Genomic DNA, 25,716 nt, shown 5'->3' with positions numbered 1-25,716 from the left:
GCACGGCGGGGATTACCCGCTGGGGCCGTAGCACGTGGACTTTGGCCGTCTTCCAGTCACGGTGTAGGACCAGGGCGACAGCGCTGGCGACTGTGCGGCAAGGACGTTTTCAGCAGTTACCATGCAACTTTGTGTTTCGTACATTGCAAACTGCCGGCTTGCGCCTGGCCTGACTAATGTTTATGGAAGACTCCACGCCCCGCATCGCACTGCAGGACACGCCGCAAGGCCGGCTGTTTGTCGTGCAAGGTGCGTGGACGGCCGCCGGCCTCACAGGTGAGCAGGTCTGGGACGCGCTGACCGCGCAGCTCCAGGGCCTGAAAGATGGCAGCTCTTCCCCGGTGGGCTGGAATCTGGAGCAGGTCGGCAAACTCGACCACCTGGGCGCGCAGGTGCTGTGGAACCACTGGGGCCGCAGCTGGCCTGCGCAGCTACAGGCCGGGCCCAACCAACGCGCGGTGCTGGAAACCGTCGCCAAGTTCAGCACCGACCCGCCCAAACCTCGCAAGCCCGATTGGACCGAGCCCTTTATCCTGCTGGGTACGCGGGTGCTGCGCTTGCTGGACCATCTCAAGGGCCTGGTGCGCCTGATCGGGCAGCTGCTGCTGGACATCATCCACCTGGTGCGGCGGCCGCAGGACGGCCCCTGGCGCGACCTGTCGGGCCACTTGTTCCACATAGGCGCCACCGCCTTGCCCATTACCGCGTTGGTGGGTTTTCTGATCGGTGTGGTGTTGGCCTACCTGATCTCGCAGCAGTTGCGCCAGTTCGGCGCCGACGCCTTCATCGTCAACATCCTGGGCATCTCGCTGATTCGCGAACTCGGCCCGGTATTGGCCGCCATCCTGATTGCCGGGCGCAGCGGCTCGGCCATCACGGCGCAGATCGGCGTGATGCGCGTCACCGAAGAGCTCGACGCCATGCGCGTCATGGGCATCGCGCGCGGCTTTCGCCTGGTCATGCCGCGCGCGCTGGCGCTGGCCGTGGTGATGCCGCTGATCAGCGTCTGGACCACGATTGCCGCCTTGCTGGGCGGCATGCTGGCCGCTGACATCTCCATGGACGTCACGCCGTCCTACTTCATCAATTCGCTGCCGGCCGCGGTGGATGTGGCCAACCTTACGCTGGCCACGTCCAAGTCGGTGGTCTTCGGCGTGCTGATCGCGCTGGTCGGCTGCCATTACGGCCTTCGCGTCAAGCCCAACACCGAAAGCCTGGGGCAGGGGACAACGGCCTCGGTGGTGACGTCCATTACCGTGGTCATCCTCGTCGACGCGCTGTTCGCCGTTCTGTTCAAGAGTGTCGGCATATGAGCGACCCCATCGTCGACATCAAAAAGCTTTGGACCGTGTTCCCCAACGGCGAGAAAAAGGCCGTGGTGCACAAGGACCTGGACCTGACTGTGGAGCGCGGCGAGGTGCTGTCCCTGGTCGGCGGCTCGGGCACCGGCAAGACGGTGCTGCTGCGCCAGATGCTGGGGCTGGAGAAGCCAACCCAGGGCGAGATCACGGTGCTGGGCAGGCCTGCGGCCGAGCTCGGCAAGCAGGGTGCGGCCAGCCGTGTCGGCATGCTGTTCCAGCAGGGCGCGCTGTTCTCGGCCTTTACCGTGCTGGAGAACATCGCCTTTCCGCTGCGTGAACTCAAGACCCTGCCGCGCGCGCTGGTCTACGAGGCGGCCATGGTCAAGCTGCAGATGGTGGGCCTGGGGCCCGATGCGGCCGACAAGATGCCCAGCGACCTCTCGGGCGGCATGATCAAGCGCGTGGCCCTGGCGCGCGCCCTCATCATGGACCCGCCGCTGCTGTTGCTCGACGAACCCACGGCCGGGCTGGACCCCGAAAGCTCCGACAGCTTCGTCTCTTTGCTGCGCTCGCTGCATCGCGACATGGAACTCACGGTGGTCATGGTGACGCACGACCTGGACACGCTGTTCGAGCTCAGCACCCGCATCGCGGTGCTGGCCGAGCAGAAGGTCATCGTCAACGATGTGCCCAAGGAAGTGGTGGCTTTCCCGCACCCCTTTATCCATGAATTTTTCCTCGGGGAAAGGGGTCAGCGCGCGATGGAGCTATTACGCGAATACCCTTTTACAGTCTAGAAAGGCTTCGATATGGAAAACAAAGCCCATGCCATGGCCGCCGGTGCGTTTGTGCTGGTGGTCACCGCCTTGCTGGCCCTGCTGGCCGTCTGGCTCACGCGCGACAACACTCAGCGCGATCTCTACGACATGAGCACCAGCGAGACCGTCTCCGGCCTGCAGCCGCAGGCGGCGGTGCGTTTTCGCGGCGTGCCGGTGGGCAAGATCGAGCTCATAGGCTTTGACGAGAAGGTCAAGGGCAATGTGCTGATCCGCGTCTCCATAGACCGCAGCGCGCCCGTCACCAAGTCCACTTTCGCCACCGTGGCCTCGCAGGGTGTCACCGGGCTGGGGTTCATCCAGCTCGACGACGACGGCAAATCCACCGAGCGCCTGGCCGTCAACGACGACGACCCGCCGCGCATTCCGCTCAAGCCCGGCGGCCTGGACAAGCTGCTCAAACAAGGCGAGGTGATCTTCAACCAGGTCGAGGAAGCCAGCACGCGGCTGAACAAGCTGCTGTCGGACGAAAACCAGCAGGCCATGACTGCGGCCATCAAGCAGCTCGGCAACGCCGCCGGCAGCATGGACCGGGTCGCCAAAGGGCTGGAGCCCACAGTGGCATCCCTGCCGGCCCTGTCGCGCGACACCACGGCCACGCTGAAGTCCGTCAAAACCGCCGCGGACGATATCAGCACGACTGCCACCCGCCTCAATGAAAAGGGCGGGCCGCTGGACAAGCTCTCCGAAGGCGGCACCGCGCTGGCTGCGGGCGTGGAGACCTTCAGTGCCGCAACGCTGCCCAAGCTCGGCGAGGTCGCCGACGAAACCGCCCGCGCCATGCGCCAGATGCGCCGCACCGTGAGCGCGGTCGACGACAACCCGCAGTCGCTGATCTTCGGCAACGGCCCGCCCGTGCCCGGCCCCGGCGAACCCGGCTTTTCCGCCTCTGGAGTGAAAAAATGACGTCCACTTTTTCCAAATCCGCTTCGCGGGCCACCGGCTTGCTGTGCGCGCTGCTGGCCGCCCTGGCGCTGGCCGGCTGTTCGGGCCTGCCCGACAAGCCCACGCGCGCCACCATGTACGACTTCGGCCCGGGCCCGACCACCACCCTGCCCACCACGCGCCAGGCGCCGCTGCCGCCGCTGGCCCTGGACGACGTCTCCACCCCGGGCGGCGCACTGGACAACATGGCGGTGCTGTACCGCCTGGGCTATGCCGACACGCAGCAGCTGCGTCCTTATTCGCAGGCGCGCTGGAGCATGCCGCCCGCGCAGCTGGTGCGCCAGCGAGTGCGCGAGCAACTGGGCCAGCGCCGCGCTGTGTTCAACGCCGGGGCCAGCGTGGCGCTGAACCGCAGCCAGAACGCGGTGCTGCCGCTGCTGCTGCGCCTGGACCTTGAAGAGTTCAGCCACCTGTTCAGCTCACCCACGGACAGCGTCGGCCTGATCCGCCTGCGCGCCACGTTGCTGGAAATCACGCCCGCCGGCGAAAAACTGGTGGGCCAGCGCAACGTCATCGTGCAGCGGCCGGCACTCAGCAGCGACGCGCCCGGCGGCGTGCAGGCCCTGACGGCCGCCACCGACGCGGCCATTGCCGAGATCGACCAATGGCTGCAGCAAACCCCCGCGCGCTGAGGCGTGCCGCACTATGAAAACGCTGCAGGAACAGCTGGACGCCGCCGGGCTGCATGTCTTCGGCTGCTGCGAACGCCTGAGCGCCTACGGCCCGGACCTGCTGCAGACCTCGCAGCTGTTGCAGGACTTCACACCGGCTGAGGCCGACATCCTGGGCGCGTCCATGCTGCTGGTGCGCGCAGAGCCGGGCCAGGTGATGATCCGTGAAGGTGAGGCTGGCGACTGGATGATGCTGATTCTCAAGGGCACGGTGGACGTCACCAAACGCCTGGAATTGCCGGCAGACGCCGATGCTGGCGCCGAGGCGGCCGTGTCGCGCGTGGCGGTGGTGCGCGCCGGCGCGGCGGTGGGCGACATGTCCATGCTTGACAGCGAGCCGCGCTACGCCACCTGCACCGCCATCGAGCCGGTGGAGGCCGGTGTCTGGGGCCGCCACGAAATCGCTCTGCTGATCCGTGACCACCCCGGCGTGGGTGCCAAGCTGCTGGTCAAGATCACCCAAATGATGGCGCAGCGCTTGCGCAATACCAGTAATCAGTTGGTCAGAATACTTAGAAAACAAGCGACCGCAGCTGCGGAAACGGCGGCGCGCTGAAGCGCCCGCACTTCACTTTCGCTTCACACAAGCTGCTCGGCCTCATTCCGGCTTCACACACGGTTTGCAAACTCCCCTTCGTTGTTCAAACGAAAGGAAGTCATGAAACAGAAAGTCGCCGCACTCGCGCTGGTGATCGTGTTGCTGGTCGTCGCGTTGATGAAAATCAGCGACGTGGTGCACGACCGCCAGAACTACCGCCAGATTGCCATCCAAAGCGTGGCCCAGAGCCTGGCCGGCCCGCAGACGCTGACCGGTCCGCTGATCCACCGTGCCTGCACCGAGGAGTGGGACGTCAAGTACGACGACAAGAAGGTGCAAACCGAGCGGCGTGAGTTCCTGCTGGTGGCTGCACCGGCCTCACTCACGCTCAAGGGCGGCAGCAAGCTCGAGGCGCGCGCCCGAGGCTTGCATGCGACGCAGGTGTTTGACCTCAAAGCCGACATCGTGGCCGAATGGGCCGACACCGAATCTCTCAAGCCCGTGGCCGAACATGCCGGCTCGCGCATGAACTGCGGTCAGCCGCTGCTCATGATGGCGGTGTCCGACGCGCGCGGCATACGCCATGCCAGCGTCAAGATCGGCGAGCAGTTGCTGGCGCTCAAACCCGGTACCTTTTACGGCAGCTATCCGCGCGGCGTGCATGCGCCACTGTCAATGGCCCTGATTGGCACCATGCCGCTGCAGGCGCAACTGCAACTCGAGCTGACGGGTACCGAAAGCATTTCAGTCGTGCCGCTGGGCGGCGACACCCGTGTGCAGCTCACCTCCAACTGGCCGCACCCGAGTTTTGGCGGGCAGTTCCTGCCGGTGGACCGCAATGTTACGGAGGAGGGTTTTGTGGCCAACTGGCGCGTCAGCTCGCTGGCCAGCACCGCGCAGCAGGAGGTGGCGCAAGTGGATGCGGGCAAGCGCAAGGCCGCTTGCCCGTCGTACAGCGACGGTTCGGCCAACAATACCTGCGTCGAGGCCTTTAGCGTGACCTTTGTCGATCCTTCCAACACGTACGCGCTCAGCGACCGGGCCACAAAATACGGCCTGTTGTTCATAGGCCTGACTTTTTTGGCCGTGGGGCTGTTTGAATTCATGAAGTCACTGCGCGTGCACCCGATCCAGTACCTGCTGGTGGGCGCGGCCATGAGCATGTTTTTCCTCTTGCTGGTGAGTTTGTCGGAGCACATGCCTTTCGAGTCGGCTTACGCGATTGCGTCGGCCGCCTGCGTGCTGTTGTTGACCTATTACGCCAGCCACATGCTGGGCCGCTGGTCGCGAGGGCTGCCTTTCGGCCTGGGCATCGCCACGCTGTATGGCATGTTGTTTGTGCTGCTGCAACGGGAGCAGACAGCTTTGCTGCTGGGCGCCGTTGCCCTGTTCGCCGTGCTCGCAGCCATCATGATGCTGACGCGCCAGGTGGACTGGTATGCACGCTTCAAGCAGGTTGAAGCACCCAAGCCCGAACCCGTGAAGGCGGCCGGGTGATGGGCGCGGCCCGGCTAGAAATGCAGCTCGACCCGCAAGCCGGGCTGGGTGTTGCGTACCACCATGCGCCCGCCATGCAGCAGCATGATCTGCCGCACGATGGCCAGCCCCAGGCCCGAGCCTTTGGTGTGGCCGTCGGGACGCACGGTCGAGAAAAAGCGTTCGCCCAGCCGGGGCAGGGCGTAGTCGGCCACGCCGGGGCCGCTGTCCTGCACGGCGATGCGGTCCGGTCCTGCCTCCAGCGTGATGGTCGAGCCCTGGGGCGCGAACGAGCGCGCGTTTTCCATCAGGTTGCTCAGCGCCAGGCCCAGCAGGCCGGGCTCCGCATGCACGTCGGCATGTTCCGGGCTGATTACGACTTTGACCGCATGCTGGGCCCGGCTGCCGGCCGCTACCTCAAAGGGTTTGAGGACCCCGGCCCAAGGAAGGCGCTCGCGCTCTACCTGTGCATGGCGCTGCTCCAGCTTCGTCAGCTCGAGCATGCGGTCCACCAGCGCCTGCATACGGCCGGACTGGGCCAGTACCTGCCCCGAAAACTCGCGGCGCGCGTCTTCGGGGAGCTCGTCCTGCAGCAGCTCGCCGGCACCGCGGATGGCGGCGAGCGGACTTTTGAGCTCGTGCGTCAGGGCGCGCACGTAATCTTCTATGTACTCGTGGCCCTCGAGCTTCAGGCGCATGGCATCGACTGCCATGGCCAGCTCGCCAAGCTCACCCGGTATCTGCGGAACCGCGGGTTTTTCGCCCTGGCCGACGGCGTTGGCATAGCCGCGCAGCTTGCGAATGCTCCACACCACCCACAGCGTTACCGCCACACCGATGGCCAGCGACAGCACCAGCAGCAGCGCCCCGCTTAACAGGATCTTGCGCTCGGCCCGGTCTATAAAGGCCTGAATGGTGGACATGGGCTTGGCGACGGTCAGCACGCCGATGATTTTTCCGTCACGCTGCACCGGCGCGGCCACATACATCACCGAGCTGCGGTCGTCCTGCTGCACCTCGCGGGTGGCGCGCGCGCCGTACTCGCCGCGCAGGGTCAGGGCCACGTCGCGCCAGCGCGAATAATCCTGGCCGGTCGCCGCGTTCTCCGAATCGAACACCACCTTGCCGCCGGCGTCGGTGACGTACACGCGAAAATCCAGCGATTGCTTGGCCAGGCCCCAGATCTGCGCGTCTATAGGGCGCCTGGCATAGTTGCGCACATGGCTGGCAAAGCGGCCGTCGGCGATGGCGCCGGCCGCCAGGTCGTCGCCGGCCAGTTCGGCCAGGATGTTGGCGGTGTCCACCATCATGTCTTCCATGACCTCGCGCACGCTGGGCTTCACCTCGGCCATAAAGACGCGCAGCGTGAAAAACGCCGCCAGCCCGGTGACCAGGAAAAAACCGAACAGCAGGCGTATGCCCAGGCGCATGTCAGTCGCCTTTGCCGCGGGCCATGTCAAGGGAGTAGCCCATGCCGCGGTGGGTGGTGACGTAGTCGTGTCCCGGTGCGGCCTCTTGCAGCTTGGCGCGCAGGGTCTTGATGTGGGTGTCCACGGTGCGGTCCGTGCTGTCCGTGCCCGCCCCCCAGACGGCGTTCAGCAGTTCATCGCGCGAGCGTATGCGGCCGCGGTGGCGCAGCAAATCGGCCAGCAGGCCGAACTCGCGGCGCGTCAGGTTGAGCGGGCGGCCGTGCAGGCTCACGCGCTGGCCGGCGGTGTCGAGTTCGAAAGGGCTGGCCGCCAGCGTTGGCGCGGGAGCCGGCATGCGCGCGCGCCGCAGCAGGCTGCGCACACGCGCCAGCAGCTCGCGCGGGCTGAAAGGCTTGCTCACGTAATCGTCGGCGCCCAGCTCCAGGCCCAGCACGCGGTCGATTTCCTCGCCCTGGGCACTGAGCATCAGCACCGGCAGGCCGCCGGCGGCGCGCAGCTCGCGGCACAAATCCAGGCCGCTGCCGTCGGGCAGTCCGACGTCCAGGATCACGGCATCGGGCGGCTGCCGGCTGATCTGGGCGCGCGCGTCGCCCAGCAACAGGCTGTGTGTCACCGTGAGGCCGTCGCGCTCCAGGGCGTAGATGATGGAACGGGCGATTGCCGGGTCGTCCTCCACCAGCAGGATGCGCGCGCCAGCCATCGGGGTTCAGGAACGAAGAATAGGGAACAGCTTGCTCAGGCCGTCGGCCATCACCTCGACCGCCAGCGCGGCCAGGATCAGACCCATCAGCCGCGTCATGACGTTGATGCCTGTCTTGCCCAGCACGCGGGCAATCGGCTCGGCCAGTGAAAAGCAGATGGCGGTGGCCAGGGCGATCACGATGCCGTAACCGACCAGCATGGACAGCTGAAGCGCCGTCTTGGCCTTTTCGGCGTAAATCACAACGGTGGACATGGTGGCCGGCCCGGTCAGCAGCGGAATGGTCAGCGGCACCACGGCGATGCTGGCGCCGCGCGCGGCCTTGGCCGCGCCGTCTTCCATTTCATTGGTCTGCGGCTTGGCTTCGGCCGGCTGCGCGTTTAGCATGTTCATGGAGCTGATCAGCAGCAGCATGCCGCCGCCGACCTGGAAGCTCGCCAGCGAGATGCTGAAGAAGTCGAGGATCTGCAGGCCCAGCAGCGCACTGATGGCGATTACGACAAAGGCTGTGAAGGACGCGACCAGCACGGTGCGGCGGCGCTGCTCGTCGGAAAAGTCCTGCGTGTAATGGATGAAGAAAGGCACGATGGCCAGCGGGTTGACGATGGCCAGCAAAGTGACAAGCGGTTTAAAGTCCATCGTTACTCCCAAAAGGCAACCCAAATTTCAGCCAGGGCCGCGGAACCGGCTTTGCCGGGCCGCAGGCGCAGCGCCCCCTCGGGGGGGCAGCGAAGTACACGCAGTGACGAGCGTGGGGGCATTACCTGCCTCCTGCCACATCCAGCAACGCGCCGGTGGTGTAGCCCGCATTGTCGCCGAGCAGCCAGACAATCGAGGCGGCAACCTCGTCGGCGGTGCCGGGCCGCTGCATGGGCACCTGGGGCGCCAGGTCGCGGGCGCGGTCGGGCAGGCCGCCCGAGGCGTGGATGTCGGTGTCAATGATGCCGGGGCGCACGGCGTTCACGCGTATGCCCTCGGTGGCGACCTCCTTGGCCAGCCCGACGGTAAAGGTGTCGATGGCGCCTTTGGCCGATGCGTAGTCCACATACTGGCCCGGCGCACCCAGACGGGCCGCCGCGCTGGACACATTGACGATGGAGCCGCCCGCGCCGCCGTAGCGCGTGCTCATGCGCTTGACGGCTTCGCGCGCGCAGAGGAAGGAGCCGAACACATTGATCTCGAACATGCGCCGCAGCCGCGCCAGGGTGATGGCGTCGACGCGGGTGGTGCGGTCCACCACGCCGGCGTTGTTGACCAGGCCGTCCAGCCGGCCCAGCTTGGCGTCCACTTTCTCGAACATGGCCAGCACCTGCGCCTCATCGGCCACGTCGGCCTGCACCGTGATGGCGTTGCCGCCGGCCTGGCGGATCTGCCGCACCACCTCGTCGGCGGCCAGCGAGTTGCTGGCGTAGTTGACGGCCACCGCCCAGCCATGGCGCGCCGCCAGCAGGGCCGAGGCCGCGCCTATGCCGCGCGAGCCACCCGTGATCAGAACAACTTTTGACAAACCGCACCTCCTGCAGAAAATGGCAATCCCGGGTAAAAACAAGGATTGGGCGGATCAATGTACCCTAAGCCGTATCTTGCGCAATGCCCGGCCGCCGGCGGCGCGGCCCACCCATCCACAGACACTGACGGAGACACTCTTGAGCACCACCGTGGACTACTATTTCACCCCGCAAAGCCCCTGGACCTACCTGGGGCATGAGCGCTTTGCGCAAATCGCCCGGGCGGCGGGCGCCACCGTGCGGGTGCTGCCCATAGACCTGGGCGGCAAGGTGTTCCCGATCTCGGGCGGCTTGCCGCTGGCCCAGCGGGCGCCGCAGCGCCAGGCCTACCGGCTGCTGGAGCTGCAGCGCTATTCAGACTACCTGCATGCGCCGCTGAACCTCAAGCCCAAGTACTTCCCGGTTTCCGGCGACGACGCGGCGCGCCTCATCATCGCGGTGGACCTGCATGACGGCAGCGAAGCCGCGATGAAAATCGGCGGCGCCATCTTCAGCGCCGTATGGGTGCGCGAGCGCCATATCGCCGATGAAAAGGTGCTGGCCGAGCTGCTCGCCGAATGCGGCCTGCCCGCCGAACGGCTGGAGCAGTCCTTCAGCCAGGCGGTGCAGGAGCGCTATGAGGCCAACACCCAGCAGGCGATAGACGCCGGTGTGTTCGGCGCGCCCAGCTATGTGGTGGACGGCGAACTGTTTTGGGGCCAGGACCGGCTTGATTTCGTCGAGCGCAAACTCATGGCGGGCGCCTGAAGCGGCTGCTGACTTATTCACCACTCAACTTACATAATCCTCAAGGAGCATCCCATGGGTCAATTCATCAATCTCACTGCCGCCGACGGTTTTGTCGTGCCGGCCTATGTCGCACAACCCGAAGGCAAGCCGCGGGGCGGCGTCGTGGTGGTGCAGGAGATTTTCGGCGTCAACTCGCATATACGCGCCGTCACGGACCGCTTTGCCGAGCAGGGTTACCTCGCGGTGGCGCCCGCGACCTTTGAGCGCGTCAAGCCCGGCGTGGAAATGGGCTACAGCGAAGAAGACATGAAAGCCGGCTTCGAACTCAAAACCGCCGTCAGCGCCTTGCCCGGCGCCGGCGTGCTGCAGGATCTGCAAGCGGCGATAGACCATGCGGCCAAGGCCGGCGGCGGCAAGGTCGGCATCATCGGTTTTTGCTGGGGCGGGCTGCTGACTTGGCGGGCGGCCTGCCTGCTGGACGGCCTGTCGGCGGCGATCCCCTATTACGGCGGCGGCATCACGGCCGAGGAAGAAATCGCGCGCCAGCCCAAGTGCCCCGTGATGGCCCACTTCGGCGATCAGGACCACTGGATTCCCATGGAGGGCATAGAGGCTTTCACCAAGGCGCATCCGGAAGTCGAGGTGCATGTCTACCCGGCTAACCACGGCTTTAACTGCGACCAGCGCGGCTCTTATAACGAAGCGGCGGCCAAGCTGGCGCGCGAGCGTTCGCTGGCCTTCTTCGCCGCCAAGCTGGGCTGAGCATGCACGGCGCATGGGCAGCCCTCATCCTGGCGGCCTGCGCAGCGCCGGGCTTTGCGGCCGACTATGCCGGGCCGCTGTTTGACACGCACCTGCATTACAACGAGGAGGCGTGGAACGGGAACACGGGTCCGCATTCGCCGGCCGACGTGCTGGCGCGCATGCGGCGCAATGGCGTCAAGGCCATCGTCGCCAACTCGCGGCCCAACGACGGCACCAAGTCGCTGGCCGCCATAGCTGAGACACGCAAGGCCGGCGTCACCGTGGTTCCTTTTATCCGCCTCTACCGCAATCGGGCCGACTACGACAACTGGTTTCGCGACGAGTCCATTTACGAAATGGTGCAAACCGAGTTCGCGCGCGGCGTGGCTGGCGACCAGGCCGGGCCGTACAAGGGCATAGGCGAGTTCCACCTCTATGACAGCGCCAATGCCAACGGCCCGGTGGCCCGCAAGCTGATGCAGTTCGCCGCGCAAAACAGGCTGTCGGTGCTGGCCCATGTGGACGACACGGCCATAGACCTGTTGATGGCCCACGCGCCCGACGCCCGGCTGGTCTGGGCGCACACCGGCATAGGCGGCGCACCCGTGGAGAGGGTCGACGCACTGCTGGGCAAATACCCGCAGCTCATGGGCGAGCTGTCCTACCGGCCGGGCCTGACCTGCGACGCCGGAAAGCTGTGCCCTGAGTGGCGTGCCTTGCTGCTCAAGTACCCGGGCCGTTTCATGATCGGCTCCGACACCTGGGTCAACCAGCGCTGGCTGTATTACGACGAGCTCATGAAGGGCTACCGCGCCTGGCTGGGCGGTTTGCCGCCTGACGTGGCGCGCAAAATTGCCTGGGGCAATGCGGCTGGCATCTTCGGCGTCACGGCACAATAGCTTGATGTACCAACTTCATTTTTCTCCCAGCACCGCCGCCATGGCGCCCCATATCCTGCTGCAGGAACTGGGCGTTCCCTTTGAAAAAATCCTGGTCGACACCAGCACGGGCGCGCACCGCTCGGAGGCCTACCGCAAGCTCAACCCCAACGGCCTGATCCCGACGCTCGTCGACGGCGATCTGGTGCTTTACGAGACTGCCGCGATCTGCCTGCACCTGTGCGACATGCACCCCGAGGCCGGCCTGGCCCCGGCGCTGGGCACCGTGGAGCGCGCGCATTTCTACAAGTGGCTGGTCTGGCTGACCAACACCCTGCAGTCCACCCTGATCATTTATTTCTACACCGACCGCTGGATGGATGCCGGCAACAGCGCGGGTGTGGCCGAGCTGAAATCGCACGCCGAGGCCAAGGTCGGCCTGATGCTTGACCAGCTGGACGCGGAACTCGCGCGGCTGGAAAAAACGCATGGCCAGCCCTGGTTGCTGGGCGCGAAGTATTCGGCGGTGGACATCTACACGCTGATGCTGTGCCGCTGGACGCGCAATTTCGCATCCAAACCCGCGCGTGATCGCGCGCACCTGGGTGCCTACCTCAAGCGTGCGCTGGCACGCCCCGCGGTGATCAAGGCCTTCGAGGCCGAAGGCCTGGCCCAGCCCTGGGTTTGAAACGCTAGTTTTTCTTCGCGACCGTTGCGGCAGGCGAGTCCTCGTGCTGCGCCTGCTCGATCTGGGCGACCAGCTTTTCCGGGTTGGTGTTTTCCTTGAGGATGCGGATATCCGGGTCGCCCCCGCTGTCGGCGCCGACTTTTTTGGCGATGCGCTCCAGCATCTGGATCATCTTGGTGTTTTCCTGCTCGGTCAGCAGGTTGATCTGCAGGTCCAGCTGGTTGCGCCTGTCGCTGATGCGCAGCTCGTAGTTCTGGCTGATCAGGATGAAGGACGAAAGAAAGATCGCCTCGAGCGAGACCACCAATGTGAGGAAGGTAAAGGGATACGGGTCCCAATGCGCCAGCCCCGGCCAGGTGTTAAGGGCTATCCAGCCTGCGAAAGCGGCCGCGTGCAGCCAGACAAAAGGCATGGAGCCGCAGAAGCCGGCGATGAAGGCTGCCATGCGGTCGGCGCGGCTGCGGTTGGCCAGTGCCATTTCCTCCACGCGGCGCATGGACTGCACATTTTCGCGTGTGAGATCGTCGGCGCAGACTTTGGGCTGGGTGCTCCCGTTAAGACGGTTTTTCATGGGTCATCCTTTCGCCGGCGGCGCGGCCGGCGGGATCAGCGTTGCACCAGGCCTCGTGCGAGGTAGAGCGCATCGGGCACCGCGGCACCGTTGGCTGTATTGTCAAAGACGCACCAGACCGAGGCGTCAGACGCCGCCTCATGTTCGAGCCGGACAAGCAGCGCATCAAGCACCTGCGGCGCATAGGCCGAGTAATACATGCGCGGCGAGCCGTGCAGTCGCACATAGACCAGGGCCGGGTCGCCGCCGGGCCCACGGCCCGCGTCGAACAGCACCGGGTCGGCCAACACCCGGGCGATCCTGAGTTCCTTGAGCAGGGCGTCGACGGGCGCCGTGAACCAGCTCGCGTGGCGCGGCTCCAGCGCAACGCCGCCGGCATGGCGCTGTCGCAGCCCGGCCAGAAAATCGCCGACCGAGGCCGCGTCGAAAGCCAGGCTGGGCGGCAATTGCACCAGCAGGCAGCCGAGTTTCTCGCCGAGGCAATTGGCTTGCGCGAGGAAGGTGTCGAGCACGTCCTCACCGCCCCGCAGGCGTTTTTCGTGGGTGAGGGTTTTGGGCAGCTTGACCGAAAAGCGGAAATCCGCAGGCACGCTGGCAGCCCAGCGCGCATAGGTGGCCGGCTGGTGCGGACGGTAAAAGGAGGAGTTGATTTCCACCGCATTAAAGCGCGCGGCATAACGCTGCAGGTGGCTGCCGCCCTCGGGAAATTCCGGCCAGGTCTCGCGCGGCAGGCTCCAGCCCGCGCAGCCCACCCGCACGCCGTTTTGTCGGGATGCGTGCCGCCGGGCTGCATGACGGCCTTGTTCCTGTTTGTCAGTACTGGCCGCGCTGGCGCATGTCGCTGCGCAGGCGGTCGAGCTGGTAGCTGGCATCGCGCACCGCGTAGCGGGCTTCTTCGATGCGCCGGTCCGAGCGCGCGAGCTGCTCGCGCAGGGTGCGCTTGCGGTCTTCGGCGGTTTTGGCGTCGCGCAGTTCCGCCTGCATCTGGTCCTGCTCGTACTGCAGCCGCGCCAGGGTCTTGCGGGCGTCCTGCTCACGCCAGGCGATGCCGTGGATGTTGCGGAAGTTCTGGTCCATGGGCGCGGGACAGACGCCTTCGTAGCTGTTGCCGGCCAGGCCTTCGTTGAGAGCGTTGGCCGGCTGGCAGTAGCTTTGCAAGCCCTGGTTGCGGCCGGCGCGGTAGACGGCCACGTTCACGGCAATGCCCGCTTTGGCGCAAGACTCGTAATAGTCGGCGGCGCGGTCGGTGCGGCCGCGGCTGCCGTCCTGCACGCCCAGCTGGCGCCAGTCGGCGGTGGCGCACTCGGCCGGGCTCAGGCTCTCGCAGCCGGCCAGCAGTGCCGGGATGGCCAGCAGAACCGCCAAAGGCCGGATGGCGTTGAAGAAGGAGCGGGTCAGGTCTGCAGACATGGGCGGCGTCTCCTGCGAATGGACTGGGGATTGCGGCGCGCCTAGCCGCGAGTTCGGGCGATATATTGCTTGCGCCAGAATACCGTCCCGACCACGGCGACGATCAGGACCATAAAACCGGCGGTCCACCAGAAGCCGGTGGAGGTGTGAAGAAAAGGCATGAACTCGAAATTCATGCCGAAGAAGCCGGTGATCAGGTTCAGCGGCAGGAAGATGGCGGTCAGCGCCGTCAGCGTGCGCATGATGTCGTTGGTGCGGTTGCTTTGCGCCGAAAAATGCATCTGCACCGCCGTTTCGGCGCTTTGCTCCATGCGGCGCACGTGGTGGACCACACGCTCTATGTGCTCCAGCACATCGCGCGAGCGCACCTTGAGCAGCTCGCGTTCGCGCACCAGGGCGGGCGTGCCGCCTTCGGGCCAGGTCTCCACGGAATCGATCCAGTCCTGCACGGCCGAGCGCTGGTCTTCGCAGATTTCATCCAGCTGGTGCATGGCCAGCCGCGCGTCGAGCACCGAGCTCCAGTTGGTAAAGCGCGTGCCGGGCCTGAGCAGTTCGGACTGCCAGTGGTCGAGCTGGCGCGTGAGTTCGCGCCGCAGTTCCAGGTAGCCGTCCACGATCTGGTTCACGATGCGCAGCATCATGTCGGCGGGGCTGGCGGGCAGCTTGACGCCGCTGGAGCGCGACTCGGCGGTGGTGGCGTTCAGGAGCCGGGAGGCATAGGCGTCGCGCACCGCGCAATCGGCGGGATGCACCGTCAGCAGCAACTGGTCGAATACGGCGAAGCCAACCGGGCTGGTATCTATGCGCTTGAGCACCGGCGGCCCGCTGCGCTTGAGGCGCGCCTGCAATGGCTCGCCGGGCTGGCTGAGGTCGGTTTCGGTCTGGCTCGCGGCCAGGCGGCGGAACACCAGGATGTCGTACTGCGAGGTGTAGTCGTAATGTGAGGGCAACTGGTTGTTCAGCAGGTCGGAGACATGCAGGTCCACCAGCTGGGTGCCGCACAGCAGCTGCAGGCTGGCCTGGATCTGGGCCTGCAGCACCTCGAATTCGCGGCGCGCGCAGGCGATCCAGACAAAACCCTGCGCCGGCAGCTGGGTCGGCAGGGCCTCGGTTTCGACGACGCCCTGGCTTCCGGCGCTGATGGTGAAAACGCGCACCGCTTTAGGCTTGCCGCAGCTTGCGCGCGGCATCGATGGCGAAATAGGTCAGCACGCCGTCGGCGCCGGCGCGCTTGAAGGCCAGCAGGCTTTCCATCATGACCGCGTCGTGGTCCAGCCAGCCGTTCTGCGCGGCGGCCTTCATCATGGCGTATTCGCCGCTGACCTGGTAGGCGAAGGTGGGCACCTTGAACTCTTCCTTCACGCGGCGCACCACGTCCAGGTAAGGCATACCGGGCTTGACCATCACCATGTCGGCGCCCTCGGCGATGTCCATGGCCACCTCGCGCAGCGCTTCGTCGCTGTTGCCCGGGTCCATCTGGTAGACCTTTTTGTCCGCCTTGCCGAGGTTGCCGGCCGAGCCCACCGCATCGCGGAAGGGGCCGTAAAAGGCGCTCGCGTACTTGGCGCTGTAAGCCATGATGCGGGTGTGGATCAGCTTTTTGGCTTCCAGCGCCTGGCGGATGGCGCCTATGCGGCCGTCCATCATGTCGCTGGGCGCGACCATGTCCACGCCGGCCTCGGCCTGGCACATCGCTTGCCGGACCAGCATGGCCACCGTCTCCTCATTGAGGATGTAACCGTTCTCGTCCGGCAGGCCGTCCTGGCCGTGCGTGGTGAAAGGGTCCAGCGCGACGTCGGTCATCACGCCCAGGCCAGGGAAATTTTTCTTGAGTTCGCGCACCACGCGCGGAATCAGGCCGTCCGGGTTGGTGGCTTCCTTGCCGTCATAGGTCTTGAGCGAGGCGTCGACCACCGGGAACAAGGCCATGACCGGAATACCCAGCTTCACGCATTCCTCGGCCACTGGCAGCAGCAGGTCCAGGCTCAGCCTTTCGACGCCTGGCATGGAGGTCACAGGCTGGCGCTGCTGCTTGCCATCCACCACAAACACGGGATAAATCAGGTCGTTTGCGGTAAGTGTGTGCTCGCGTACCAGGTTGCGGGTGAAGGCGTCGCGGCGCAGGCGCCGGGGGCGGCCCGCCGGAAAGGGGGCGAAGTTGGAGGCGTGGAAAGTCATGCGCAAATTGTGCCAAAGCTTTCGGAAAAGCCGCGAGCTATTTGGCGGACTGCCCGCGCCCAGGAGCGCATGGGCCGACTTTACATGAATGTTTCTTAGTTTACTTAGAAAAGCATTGCCAAGGCCTGACAGCCGTGGTTAGAATTGATACGTGTGGTTACCATTTGGTGACTGCATCCCGCTTTTCCTCCCTGAGCGGGGCCTTTGCGTGTGACAGCAAAAAGGCTTGCCAGCCCGGTGGCCTCGTGCCAACCGGGCATTTTTTTGTCCGGCGTTTTGCCCGGACTCGCATACGCCGCCGCGTAATTGCCTGTAATCGTCACCCGGCCGCTGCGGCCCTACAGTGGCCTCACCGGCCCGTTACTCCATCAGGGCCTCGCTCTTTGAGGAGATCAATCATGACCACCGTTACCGTTGACGATGACGACAGCAAGACGATAGACCTAGGCAATTCCAACAGCATGAGCATCACCGCCGTCGGCGGCAAGGCCACCGTGCACATTGATTACGAGAAGCCGCCAGGCTCAGGCAAATACGTCAGCGCAATCAAAGGATCGTCCAGCCTCCACAATCCTTTTGAGGTTGCCGTCGGCACCCCCCAAATCGTGAACAAGGCCGACCTCGAGTCCGAGAAAGTCCGGGTCAGTGTCTCGGACGCGAACATCAAAGTGACCTATTGAGCCATGGCTGCCAGGCGGCCGTGCATGCGTTTCGCCTGCCAATGCCGAACGGCCGGCGGACTAAACTACCCGGATGCTCTGGGTCAAATCACTCCACATCGTTTTTATCGCCAGCTGGTTTGCCGGGCTGTTTTACCTGCCGCGCATCTTTGTGAACCTGGCGATGGTGCCGCCGGAAAGCGTGGCCGAACGCGAGCGGCTGGTGCTGATGGCGCGCAAGCTGATGCGCTTCACCACCATCCTGGCCGTGCCGGCGCTGGCTTTTGGCCTGTGGCTCTACCTGGGTTACGGTATAGGCCGCGGCCCCGGCAACGGCTGGATGCACGCCAAGCTGGCCGTAGTGGTGCTGGTGATCGGCTACCACCATGCCTGCGGCCGCCTGCTCGCGAAGTTCGTCGCCAATCGCAACACGCGCAGTCACAAGTGGTTCCGCTGGTTCAATGAAGTGCCGGTGCTGCTGCTGCTGGCCGCGGTCATCCTGGTCGTGGTCAAGCCTTTTTAGGCGCAAGACAACAATCCTATGAAGCCCCCGACTCCACCAGCAGACGCGGGCGAGCCGGCTTTGCCGGGCGCCTCGCGTCGCCCTCTGCAAGGGGGGGAGGAACTACACGAAGCGAAGCGCAGTGAGGACGGCGGGGGTGTGCACAGAACCACTGCCTGGCCCCTCGCACTGGCCGCCATTTGCCTGATTGTTTACGCCAGCCTTTATCCCTTCACGGACTGGCGCGACCAGGGCATCTCGCCCTTTCGCTTCCTGACGGCACCGCTGCCGCAGTACTGGACCGGTTTTGACGTGGGCGCCAACCTGCTCGGTTACGCGCCGCTGGGGTTTTTGCTGGCGCTGTCGGCCCTGCGCAGCCGGCGCGTGTCCTGGGCCGTGACGGTGGCGGTGCTGGCCAGCGGCCTGCTGTCGCTGTCCATGGAGACGCTGCAAAGCTATTTGCCGGTGCGCATTCCTTCCAATCTCGACCTGCTGCTGAACACGCTGGGTGCCTGGCTGGGGGCCTGCTTTGCCTGGGCGCTGGAGAAAACCGGCGTGGTGGACCGCTGGAGCCGCTTTCGCGCGCGCTGGTTTGCCCATGACGCGCGGGGCGCGCTGGTGCTGCTGGTGCTCTGGCCGATGGCCCTGCTGTTTCCGGCCTCCGTGCCCATGGGACTGGGGCAGGTCTTCGAGCGGCTGGAGGCGGCCCTGGCCGATGCGCTGGCCGATACACCTTTCCTGCAGTGGATGCCGGTGCGTGATGTGGAACTGCAACCCCTGGTGCCCGTCGCGGAACTGGTCTGCGTGGCGCTGGGCGCGCTGATTCCCTGCCTGCTCGGCTATTGCGTGATCCGCAGGCTCTGGCAGCGGGCTGCCTTCTCGGCGGCGGTGATCGCGGCCGGCATCGTGGCATCGGCACTTTCCGCAGCCCTGAGTTATGGCCCCGATCACGCCTGGGCCTGGCTGGACATACCCGTACAGGCGGGCATAGGCCTGGCGGCCGTGTTGGCCCTGCTGATGCTGGCCGCGCCGCGCCGCGCCGCGGCCGCGCTGGCGCTGCTGGCGCTGGCCATTCATCTGGGGCTGCTCAACCAGGCGCCGGCGGACCCCTATTTCGCGCAGACGCTGCAGACCTGGGAGCAGGGCCGTTTCATCCGCTTTCACGGGGTGGTCCAGTGGCTGGGCTGGCTCTGGCCGTATGCGGCGCTTTTATATGTACTGGTGCGGCTATCTGGCCGGGAACCCAAAGCCTAGCCGCACGCGGCACCCCTTCATCTGCTACCATCGCACCGCGATCTCCCTCAAGAGTTGCCGTAAGCGTTTACGTCAATCAACGCGCCAACCACCGCCGGCCATGCCGGGCGTGTGTTTTCCCTCAGGCCTGCCGGCCGCGGGAAAGGCGCCTTGACTGGACGGCTTATGGAAACATGTATGAACTCTTCGAAATCCTCATCGCGCACCCCTTTCGGTTTCGCCAAGCTCCCCGCACGCAGTGCGCGCTGGGTTACGCCCTTGTTGCTGTCGGTTTTTATGACCTGCATCGTCTCGCTCATCAGCACCCTCAAAGGCGTGGGCCTCGCGCCCGGCGTCCTGCGCGTCTGGCTGGGCGCCTGGGCTGTTTCCTGGGTCATTGCCTTCCCGACCTTGCTGCTGGTCATCCCGCTGGTGAGGAAGGCGACGGCTTTTGTCGTCGAGACCGCCTGACCCCGCGGAACATATCGACCACCACATCCTCTAAAGTCACCACATGCCTGAACACAATTCCTATTACGAACGCCATATCTTCTTTTGCCTGAACCAGCGCGCCAACGGTGAAGACTGCTGCGCCGACCACCGCGCGCAGGAAGGCTTTGACCGCTGCAAGTCACAGGTCAAGGCCGCCGGGCTGGCCGGGCCCGGCAAGGTGCGGGTCAACAAGGCCGGCTGCCTGGACCGCTGCGCCGGCGGCCCGGTGGCCGTGGTCTACCCGGAAGCGGTCTGGTACACCTATGTGGACGCCAGCGACATCGACGAGATCGTCGAATCGCACCTCAAAAACGGCAAGGTGGTTGAGCGCCTGCTCACACCCGCGCACCTGGGGCGCTAGGCCTCCCGATTGAAGAAAGCGGTTTTCGTGAACTCCCAAACCCAAAAATCCATCATCCAGGGCCCGGCGGGTGCGCTGGAAGTAGCGCTGGACCTCCCCGCCGGCGAGTCGCGCGGCGTGGCGGTCATCGCGCACCCGCATCCGCTGTTTGCCGGCACCATGGACAACAAGGTGGTGCAGACACTGGCGCGGGCTTTTGTGCATTGCGGCTGGACAGCGGTACGCTTTAATTTTCGAGGTGTGGGCGGCAGCGCGGGCAGCCACGACGAAGGCCGGGGCGAGCTCGAGGACCTGCTGGCGGTGGTGGAGCACGCCGCGCCGGCGAGCGCCGGGCAGCCGCTGGCGCTCGCCGGGTTCTCCTTCGGCGCTTTTGTGACCACGCATGCCTTCCAGCGCCTGGCCGCCAGCCGCGCTATCGAGAAGCTGGTGCTGGTCGGCACCAGCGTGAGCCGCGCGCCGGCCGCGCCGATTGACCCGGCCGCGCACCTCAAAACCCTGGTGGTGCACGGCGAGCAGGACGACACCGTGCTGCTGTCGGCCGTGATGGACTGGGCGCGCCCGCAGGCACTGCCTGTTACGGTTGTCCCCGGGGGCGGCCATTTCTTTCATGGACAATTGCCCCTGTTGAAAAATCTCGTGGTCCGCCACCTGTCCTCGCCTTCAGCCTGACCCGCGCCGCCAGGCTTTTTGTTTTTTAAATTCCTACTTTTCAGCGATACCCCATGCACCTTTCATTCAAGGCTTCCCGCCCGGTCCCCGGCCTGCGCGCTTTCGCCGCCGCCCTCCTGGCTTTCTTCGCGGTGCTGCCCCAGGCGCACGCCCAGGCACCGCAAGCGCCTGAAATCGCCGCGCGTTCGTATTTGCTGCTGGACGTCACCGCCAACCAGATCCTCGCCGCCAAGGACATCGACTCCCCAGTCGAGCCGGCCTCGCTGACCAAGCTGATGACTGAATACCTGGTCTTCGACGCGCTCAAATCCAAGAAGATTGACCTGAAGCAGACCTTCGGTGTCAGCGAGCGTGCCTGGAAGATGCCGGGTTCGCGCATGTTCATCGACCCGAAAATGCAGGTGCCTGTCGAGGACCTCATCAAGGGCATGGTGGTGCAATCGGGCAACGACGCGACCATGGCGCTGGCCGAGGGCGTGGGCGGCACGGCCGAGCATTTTGTGCAGCTCATGAATGAGCAGGCCAAGGCGCTGGGCATGAAATCGACGTCCTACAGGAACCCCGAAGGCCTGACCGAGGTGGGCCACACCACCACGGCGCGCGACCTGAGCATCCTGGCGACGCGGCTGATGACGGATTTCCCCGACTACATCGGCTACTCGGCCATCAAGAAGTACCGCTATCCCGGCACGCCGGCCGCCAACGACACCAACCGCAATACCCTGTTGTTTCGCGACCCCACGGTGGACGGCCTCAAAACCGGCCATACCGACGCCGCCGGCTACTGCATGATCGCCACGGCCAAGCGCGACTTCCCCAACCTGGGCGCTGGCGGCGCGCCGGGCGGACGGCGCCTGCTGGCCATTGTGCTGGGCACGACCAGCGACAGCGCCCGCGCCAATGAATCGCAAAAATTGCTCAATTGGGGCTACACCGCCTATGAGGCGGTCAAGCTGTTTGACGCCGGCCAGGCCGTGGTCGCCCCATCCGTCTGGAAAGGCAAGTCGTCCACTGTGAAGCTGGGCCGCCCCCAGGCCATCGTGGTGGCCGTGGCCGCCGGCAGCGCACCCAAAGTTAAGACTCAGGTAGCCCGGCCGGACCCGCTGGTGGCTCCTTTTGCCAAAGGGCAGGCGGTGGGTACGCTGAAGGTCATGCTGGGCGACAACCCGACGCCGGTGGCCGAGGTGCCGCTGGTGGCCCTGGAGGCGGTGGAAGAAGCCGGCATTCTGGGTCGTGCCTGGGATGCGATCCGGCTTTGGATCAAATAAGGCAGGCCAAAATCGGGAGTGTGCACTAACATTCCCGACGATTTGAGCCTGGCGGGGCGTCAAAATCCCGAAAAGGCCTGCTGGCCTTGCCTTGCGCGCGCAGGCATGGCTTGGCGCTTTCCGCCTTTTACTTGAGCGTTTCCCCCAACCGGTTTATACTAGAAGGCTTTTCCGCTTTCACGGCGGGAAATATTTGTGCCCGTATCAACACGGTAAATCAGTTTTCAGACGTTTAGGGACGTTTTCAATGCCAACCATTAATCAGTTAGTCCGTCAGGGGCGCGAGGTCGAAAAGATCAAGTCCAAGAGCCCTGCGATGGAGAATTCCCCGCAGCGCCGCGGTGTGTGCACCCGTGTGTACACCACGACGCCAAAGAAGCCCAATTCCGCTCTGCGTAAGGTTGCCAAGGTGCGCCTGACCAACGGTTTTGAGGTCATCTCCTACATCGGCGGCGAAGGCCACAACCTGCAGGAACACAGCGTGGTGCTGGTTCGCGGCGGTCGTGTCAAGGACTTGCCCGGTGTGCGTTACCACATCGTCCGTGGCTCGCTCGACTTGCAAGGCGTGAAAGACCGCAAGCAGTCGCGCTCCAAGTACGGTGCGAAGAAGCCAAAGGCCAAATAAGCCAATCGGCTCGGGTTGTCTCTTCATTGAGAGCTCGCGCCAGAAGAAGTTGTCACGAAAGTCTGTGATAGTTCTTCAAAAAACAGGTGTTTCACTCGCCCTGGCAGGTGTTTGAAACGAAGTGACCCAAGTGCAAATGGTTGCACCGGTCGAGTAAGTGAGGGTTTTGATAACTCTCGCGGTATTGCAAAGACAGGATGTCTGGGCAATGCCAACTGAAGCAAAGAGGTGAAAAAATGCCACGTCGTCGCGAAGTCCCTAAACGTGAAATTCTTCCTGATCCGAAATTTGGCGATGTTGATCTCGCCAAGTTCATGAACGTGATCATGCAAGGCGGCAAGAAGGCCGTCGCAGAGCGCATCATTTATGGCGCGCTCGACTTTATCGAGAAAAAGAACCCCGGCAAAGATCCGCTGGAAGCCTTCCACATGGCCATCGGCAACATCAAGCCCATGGTTGAAGTGAAGTCCCGCCGTGTCGGCGGTGCCAACTACCAGGTGCCGGTTGAAGTGCGTCCCGTCCGCCGTATGGCCCTGGCCATGCGCTGGCTCAAGGAAGCCGCCAAGAAGCGCGGCGAGAAGTCCATGTCCCTGCGCCTGGCCAATGAGCTGATGGAAGCGACCGAAGGCCGCGGCGGCGCCATGAAAAAGCGTGACGAAGTTCACCGCATGGCAGAAGCGAACAAGGCGTTCAGCCACTTCCGCTTCTGATTGTTGAGCGCAGTATTTGCTGCGCTGAATTGAGGGGTTGCCGGGTGATTTGAAGGTGTGAGCCACCTTGATCGCCGGCGGTTCAGCCCCAGTTTCTGCCAGCCGGGTGTCGTGCACAACATGATTCCCTGCAGGCAGACGCGTAGAAGAAATGAAGGATGCCCGGGTGCCGGGCAGTCTTTCAACGAGTCTTTGTTCGTAACCCCGAACTGAAAGTAATTTATGTCCCGCGCTACCCCCATTCAAAACTACCGCAACATTGGTATCTCCGCGCACATCGACGCCGGCAAGACCACCACCACCGAGCGGATCCTTTTTTACACCGGCGTGAACCACAAGATTGGTGAAGTGCACGACGGCGCAGCGACCATGGACTGGATGGAGCAGGAGCAGGAGCGTGGCATCACGATTACCTCCGCCGCCACCACCTGCTTCTGGCGCGGCATGGACACGTCCCTGCCCGAGCACCGCATCAACATCATCGACACCCCGGGCCACGTGGACTTCACCATCGAGGTGGAGCGTTCCATGCGCGTGCTTGACGGCGCCTGCATGGTGTACTGCGCCGTGGGCGGCGTTCAGCCCCAGTCCGAAACCGTCTGGCGCCAGGCCAACAAGTACAAGGTTCCTCGCCTTGCGTTCGTCAACAAGATGGACCGCACCGGCGCGAACTTCTTCAAGGTCGTTGAACAGATGAAGCTGCGCCTGAAGGCCAGCCCCGTGCCCATGGTGATCCCCATCGGCGCCGAAGAAAACTTCACCGGCGTGGTTGACCTGATCAAGATGAAGGCCATCATCTGGGACGAAGCGTCCCAGGGCATGAAGTTCACCTACAGCGAAATTCCCGCTGAACTGGTGGCGACCGCCAAGGAATGGCGCGAGAAGATGGTCGAGGCTGCTGCCGAGGCGTCTGAAGAGTTCATGAACAAGTACCTTGAAGAAGGCGACTTGACCGAAGACGAAATCAAGCTGGGTATCCGCACGCGCACCATCGCCAGCGAAATCCAGCCGATGTACTGCGGCTCCGCCTTCAAGAACAAGGGCGTGCAGCGCATGCTGGACGCCGTGATTGAATTCATGCCGTCGCCGGTGGACATTCCGCCCGTGAGCGGCACCGACGAAGACGAGGCGCCTGTGTTCCGCAAGGCAGACGACGAAGAGAAGTTCTCCGCATTGGCCTTCAAGCTGATGACCGACCCGTTTGTGGGTCAGCTGACCTTTGTACGCGTTTATTCCGGTGTCCTGAAGAAGGGCGACAGCGTCTATAACCCGGTCAAGGGCAAGAAAGAGCGTATCGGCCGTATCGTGCAGATGCATGCCAACAACCGTGAAGAGGTCAGCGAAATCCGCGCCGGTGACATCGCCGCCTGCGTGGGCCTCAAGGACGTGACCACCGGCGAAACGCTGTGCGATCCCGATGCCATCGTCATGCTCGAGCGCATGGTCTTCCCTGAGCCCGTGATTGCACAGGCCGTGGAACCCAAGACCAAGGCCGACCAGGAAAAAATGGGCATCGCCCTGCAGCGTCTGGCGCAGGAAGATCCTTCTTTCCGCGTCAAGACCGACGAAGAATCCGGTCAGACCATCATCGCCGGTATGGGCGAGCTGCACCTGGAAATCATTGTCGACCGCATGAAGCGCGAATTCGGCGTGGAAGCCAACGTGGGCAAACCCCAGGTGGCCTACCGCGAAACCATCCGCAAGACCGTGGAAGAAGCCGAAGGCAAGTTTGTGCGCCAGTCCGGCGGTAAGGGCCAGTACGGCCACGTTGTGCTCAAGATCGAGCCCAACGAAGCCGGCAAGGGCATCGAGTTCGTCGACGCCATCAAGGGCGGTGTGGTTCCCCGTGAATTCATCCCCGCCGTGGAAAAGGGCATCAACGAAGCCGTCACGTCCGGCGTGCTGGCAGGCTACCCCGTGGTCGACGTCAAGGTCACGCTGCACTTCGGTTCGTACCACGACGTGGACTCGAACGAACTGGCCTTCAAGATGGCTGCCATCTTCGGCTTCAAGGAAGGCTGCAAGAAAGCCGGCCCCGTGATTCTGGAGCCGATGATGGCTGTGGAAGTCGAAACGCCTGAAGACTACGCCGGCAACGTGATGGGCGACCTGTCCTCACGCCGCGGCATGGTGCAGGGCATGGAAGACATGGTCGGTGGTGGCAAGGCCATCAAGGCCGAAGTGCCGCTGTCGGAAATGTTCGGTTATTCGACCACACTGCGTTCGATGTCGCAGGGCCGTGCAACGTACTCCATGGAGTTCAAGCACTACTCTGAAGCTCCGCGCAATGTGTCGGAAGCCATCATGGCTGCCCGCGCCAAGTAAATAAGCTCAGCTGCCGGTCCCGGATGGGGCCGGCAGCTTTTTTTCTTGTCTGCGATTGTGTGCCGCTTTGTACCCGTGCGAAGCGAATCAGCAACACAGTGCAGACGTTAAACCGTACACGGGCATGTTCTTTATCTGGAGAGAAAAATGGCAAAAGGCAAATTTGAGCGGACCAAGCCGCACGTCAACGTAGGCACGATTGGCCACGTGGACCATGGCAAGACGACGCTGACGGCGGCGATCACGACGGTTCTGGCATCGAAGTTCGG

At 64.3% G+C, this 25,716-nt stretch carries 30 protein-coding genes; 21 read left to right on the top strand and 9 right to left on the bottom strand.

What is annotated here, in order from left to right:
• Positions 1-182: 182 nt before the first annotated feature.
• The 6 genes from ACEN8I_RS21395 (at position 183) to creD (ending at position 5,788) form a co-directional block, all read left to right on the top strand.
• Complete coding sequence (locus tag ACEN8I_RS21395; protein ID WP_413330629.1) at positions 183-1,313, top strand: MlaE family ABC transporter permease; 1,131 nt, start codon at positions 183-185, stop codon at positions 1,311-1,313.
• Positions 1,310-2,098 carry an ABC transporter ATP-binding protein gene (locus ACEN8I_RS21390; RefSeq protein WP_413330628.1) on the top strand — a complete coding sequence of 263 codons (789 nt, stop codon included), beginning with the start codon at positions 1,310-1,312 and terminating at the stop codon, positions 2,096-2,098. The genes ACEN8I_RS21395 and ACEN8I_RS21390 overlap by 4 nt, the downstream gene beginning before the upstream one ends.
• A 12-nt stretch (positions 2,099-2,110) precedes the next feature.
• A complete protein-coding gene (locus ACEN8I_RS21385) occupies positions 2,111-3,043 on the top strand; it encodes an MlaD family protein (protein WP_413330627.1) in 933 nt (310 codons plus the stop codon).
• Positions 3,040-3,714: an ABC-type transport auxiliary lipoprotein family protein gene (locus ACEN8I_RS21380; protein ID WP_413330626.1), complete on the top strand. Its 675-nt coding sequence runs from the start codon at positions 3,040-3,042 to the stop codon at positions 3,712-3,714. The genes ACEN8I_RS21385 and ACEN8I_RS21380 overlap by 4 nt, the downstream gene beginning before the upstream one ends.
• A gap of 13 nt (positions 3,715-3,727) precedes the next feature.
• Positions 3,728-4,309 (top strand): Crp/Fnr family transcriptional regulator, encoded by a 582-nt coding sequence (locus ACEN8I_RS21375; RefSeq protein ID WP_413330625.1) that lies wholly within the window; start codon positions 3,728-3,730, stop codon positions 4,307-4,309.
• Between the two features lie 102 nt (positions 4,310-4,411).
• Positions 4,412-5,788 carry a cell envelope integrity protein CreD gene (creD, locus tag ACEN8I_RS21370; protein WP_413330624.1) on the top strand — a complete coding sequence of 459 codons (1,377 nt, stop codon included), beginning with the start codon at positions 4,412-4,414 and terminating at the stop codon, positions 5,786-5,788.
• A gap of 14 nt (positions 5,789-5,802) precedes the next feature.
• Here the strand turns inward: creD and creC are convergent, their stop codons facing one another.
• The 4 genes from creC to ACEN8I_RS21350 all read right to left on the bottom strand — a co-directional run bounded on the left by creC (position 5,803) and on the right by ACEN8I_RS21350 (position 9,404).
• Positions 5,803-7,197, bottom strand: a complete 1,395-nt coding sequence (creC, locus tag ACEN8I_RS21365; protein ID WP_413330623.1) for a two-component system sensor histidine kinase CreC — start codon at positions 7,195-7,197, stop codon at positions 5,803-5,805.
• A 1-nt stretch (position 7,198) separates the two neighbouring features.
• Complete coding sequence (gene creB / locus ACEN8I_RS21360; protein WP_413330622.1) at positions 7,199-7,897, bottom strand: two-component system response regulator CreB; 699 nt, start codon at positions 7,895-7,897, stop codon at positions 7,199-7,201.
• A gap of 6 nt (positions 7,898-7,903) precedes the next feature.
• Entirely contained in the window at positions 7,904-8,536 is a 633-nt protein-coding gene (locus ACEN8I_RS21355; protein WP_413330621.1) for a MarC family protein, read from the bottom strand.
• Positions 8,537-8,657: 121 nt separating this feature from the next.
• The gene (locus tag ACEN8I_RS21350; RefSeq protein WP_413330620.1) at positions 8,658-9,404 is read right to left on the bottom strand and encodes an SDR family oxidoreductase; all 747 of its coding nucleotides are present in this window, start codon (positions 9,402-9,404) and stop codon (positions 8,658-8,660) included.
• A gap of 139 nt (positions 9,405-9,543) precedes the next feature.
• On the opposite strand from ACEN8I_RS21350, the gene ACEN8I_RS21345 reads away from it, so the two are divergent.
• The 4 genes from ACEN8I_RS21345 to ACEN8I_RS21330 are packed head-to-tail and all read left to right on the top strand — an operon-like array spanning position 9,544 to position 12,444.
• Positions 9,544-10,152, top strand: coding sequence for a 2-hydroxychromene-2-carboxylate isomerase (locus ACEN8I_RS21345; protein ID WP_413330619.1), 609 nt, complete (start codon positions 9,544-9,546; stop codon positions 10,150-10,152).
• A gap of 54 nt (positions 10,153-10,206) precedes the next feature.
• A complete protein-coding gene (locus ACEN8I_RS21340) occupies positions 10,207-10,896 on the top strand; it encodes a dienelactone hydrolase family protein (protein WP_413330618.1) in 690 nt (229 codons plus the stop codon).
• Between the two features lie 2 nt (positions 10,897-10,898).
• Positions 10,899-11,777: an amidohydrolase family protein gene (locus tag ACEN8I_RS21335; protein WP_413330617.1), complete on the top strand. Its 879-nt coding sequence runs from the start codon at positions 10,899-10,901 to the stop codon at positions 11,775-11,777.
• 4 nt (positions 11,778-11,781) lie between these two features.
• Positions 11,782-12,444 carry a glutathione S-transferase family protein gene (locus tag ACEN8I_RS21330; RefSeq protein ID WP_413330616.1) on the top strand — a complete coding sequence of 221 codons (663 nt, stop codon included), beginning with the start codon at positions 11,782-11,784 and terminating at the stop codon, positions 12,442-12,444.
• A 4-nt stretch (positions 12,445-12,448) separates the two neighbouring features.
• Here ACEN8I_RS21330 and ACEN8I_RS21325 read toward each other — a convergent pair whose 3' ends face one another.
• From ACEN8I_RS21325 to hemB, 5 genes are read right to left on the bottom strand one after another with little or no spacing between them, the layout of a single operon-like run.
• Positions 12,449-13,015 carry a DUF1003 domain-containing protein gene (locus ACEN8I_RS21325; RefSeq protein WP_413330615.1) on the bottom strand — a complete coding sequence of 189 codons (567 nt, stop codon included), beginning with the start codon at positions 13,013-13,015 and terminating at the stop codon, positions 12,449-12,451.
• 35 nt (positions 13,016-13,050) lie between these two features.
• Complete coding sequence (locus ACEN8I_RS21320; protein WP_413330614.1) at positions 13,051-13,773, bottom strand: DUF72 domain-containing protein; 723 nt, start codon at positions 13,771-13,773, stop codon at positions 13,051-13,053.
• A gap of 55 nt (positions 13,774-13,828) precedes the next feature.
• Positions 13,829-14,425 (bottom strand): DUF2799 domain-containing protein, encoded by a 597-nt coding sequence (locus tag ACEN8I_RS21315; RefSeq protein ID WP_413330613.1) that lies wholly within the window; start codon positions 14,423-14,425, stop codon positions 13,829-13,831.
• Positions 14,426-14,466: 41 nt separating this feature from the next.
• Positions 14,467-15,582, bottom strand: a complete 1,116-nt coding sequence (locus ACEN8I_RS21310) for a magnesium transporter CorA family protein (RefSeq protein ID WP_413330654.1) — start codon at positions 15,580-15,582, stop codon at positions 14,467-14,469.
• 4 nt (positions 15,583-15,586) lie between these two features.
• On the bottom strand, positions 15,587-16,603 hold the full coding sequence (gene hemB, locus ACEN8I_RS21305) for a porphobilinogen synthase (protein ID WP_413330612.1): 1,017 nt from the start codon (positions 16,601-16,603) through the stop codon (positions 15,587-15,589).
• A 398-nt stretch (positions 16,604-17,001) separates the two neighbouring features.
• On the opposite strand from hemB, the gene ACEN8I_RS21300 reads away from it, so the two are divergent.
• From ACEN8I_RS21300 to ACEN8I_RS21250, 11 genes are all read left to right on the top strand, one after another.
• The gene (locus ACEN8I_RS21300; RefSeq protein ID WP_413330611.1) at positions 17,002-17,283 is read left to right on the top strand and encodes a hypothetical protein; all 282 of its coding nucleotides are present in this window, start codon (positions 17,002-17,004) and stop codon (positions 17,281-17,283) included.
• A gap of 73 nt (positions 17,284-17,356) precedes the next feature.
• A complete protein-coding gene (locus ACEN8I_RS21295; RefSeq protein ID WP_007875025.1) occupies positions 17,357-17,785 on the top strand; it encodes a CopD family protein in 429 nt (142 codons plus the stop codon).
• A 138-nt stretch (positions 17,786-17,923) separates the two neighbouring features.
• Positions 17,924-19,018: a VanZ family protein gene (locus tag ACEN8I_RS21290; protein ID WP_413330610.1), complete on the top strand. Its 1,095-nt coding sequence runs from the start codon at positions 17,924-17,926 to the stop codon at positions 19,016-19,018.
• Between the two features lie 177 nt (positions 19,019-19,195).
• Entirely contained in the window at positions 19,196-19,468 is a 273-nt protein-coding gene (locus ACEN8I_RS21285; protein WP_413330609.1) for a DUF2798 domain-containing protein, read from the top strand.
• A gap of 43 nt (positions 19,469-19,511) precedes the next feature.
• Positions 19,512-19,850, top strand: coding sequence for a (2Fe-2S) ferredoxin domain-containing protein (locus tag ACEN8I_RS21280; protein WP_007875021.1), 339 nt, complete (start codon positions 19,512-19,514; stop codon positions 19,848-19,850).
• A 27-nt stretch (positions 19,851-19,877) separates the two neighbouring features.
• Entirely contained in the window at positions 19,878-20,519 is a 642-nt protein-coding gene (locus tag ACEN8I_RS21275; protein WP_413330608.1) for an alpha/beta hydrolase, read from the top strand.
• A gap of 53 nt (positions 20,520-20,572) precedes the next feature.
• On the top strand, positions 20,573-21,787 hold the full coding sequence (locus ACEN8I_RS21270) for a D-alanyl-D-alanine carboxypeptidase family protein (protein ID WP_413330607.1): 1,215 nt from the start codon (positions 20,573-20,575) through the stop codon (positions 21,785-21,787).
• Between the two features lie 247 nt (positions 21,788-22,034).
• On the top strand, positions 22,035-22,412 hold the full coding sequence (gene rpsL / locus ACEN8I_RS21265; protein WP_007851137.1) for a 30S ribosomal protein S12: 378 nt from the start codon (positions 22,035-22,037) through the stop codon (positions 22,410-22,412).
• A gap of 236 nt (positions 22,413-22,648) precedes the next feature.
• On the top strand, positions 22,649-23,122 hold the full coding sequence (gene rpsG / locus ACEN8I_RS21260; protein WP_011481226.1) for a 30S ribosomal protein S7: 474 nt from the start codon (positions 22,649-22,651) through the stop codon (positions 23,120-23,122).
• 222 nt (positions 23,123-23,344) lie between these two features.
• Positions 23,345-25,447, top strand: coding sequence for an elongation factor G (fusA, locus tag ACEN8I_RS21255; protein WP_413330606.1), 2,103 nt, complete (start codon positions 23,345-23,347; stop codon positions 25,445-25,447).
• A gap of 147 nt (positions 25,448-25,594) precedes the next feature.
• Positions 25,595-25,716 (top strand): GTP-binding protein (locus ACEN8I_RS21250; protein WP_413328703.1); only part of this gene is annotated, 122 nt, incomplete at its 3' end.

It is taken from the genome of Polaromonas sp. CT11-55 (assembly GCF_047303325.1).
Lineage (GTDB): Bacteria > Pseudomonadota > Gammaproteobacteria > Burkholderiales > Burkholderiaceae_C > Polaromonas.
Note: the sequence above shows the minus strand (reverse complement) of the source record. Positions and strands in the feature narration are given on the sequence as shown.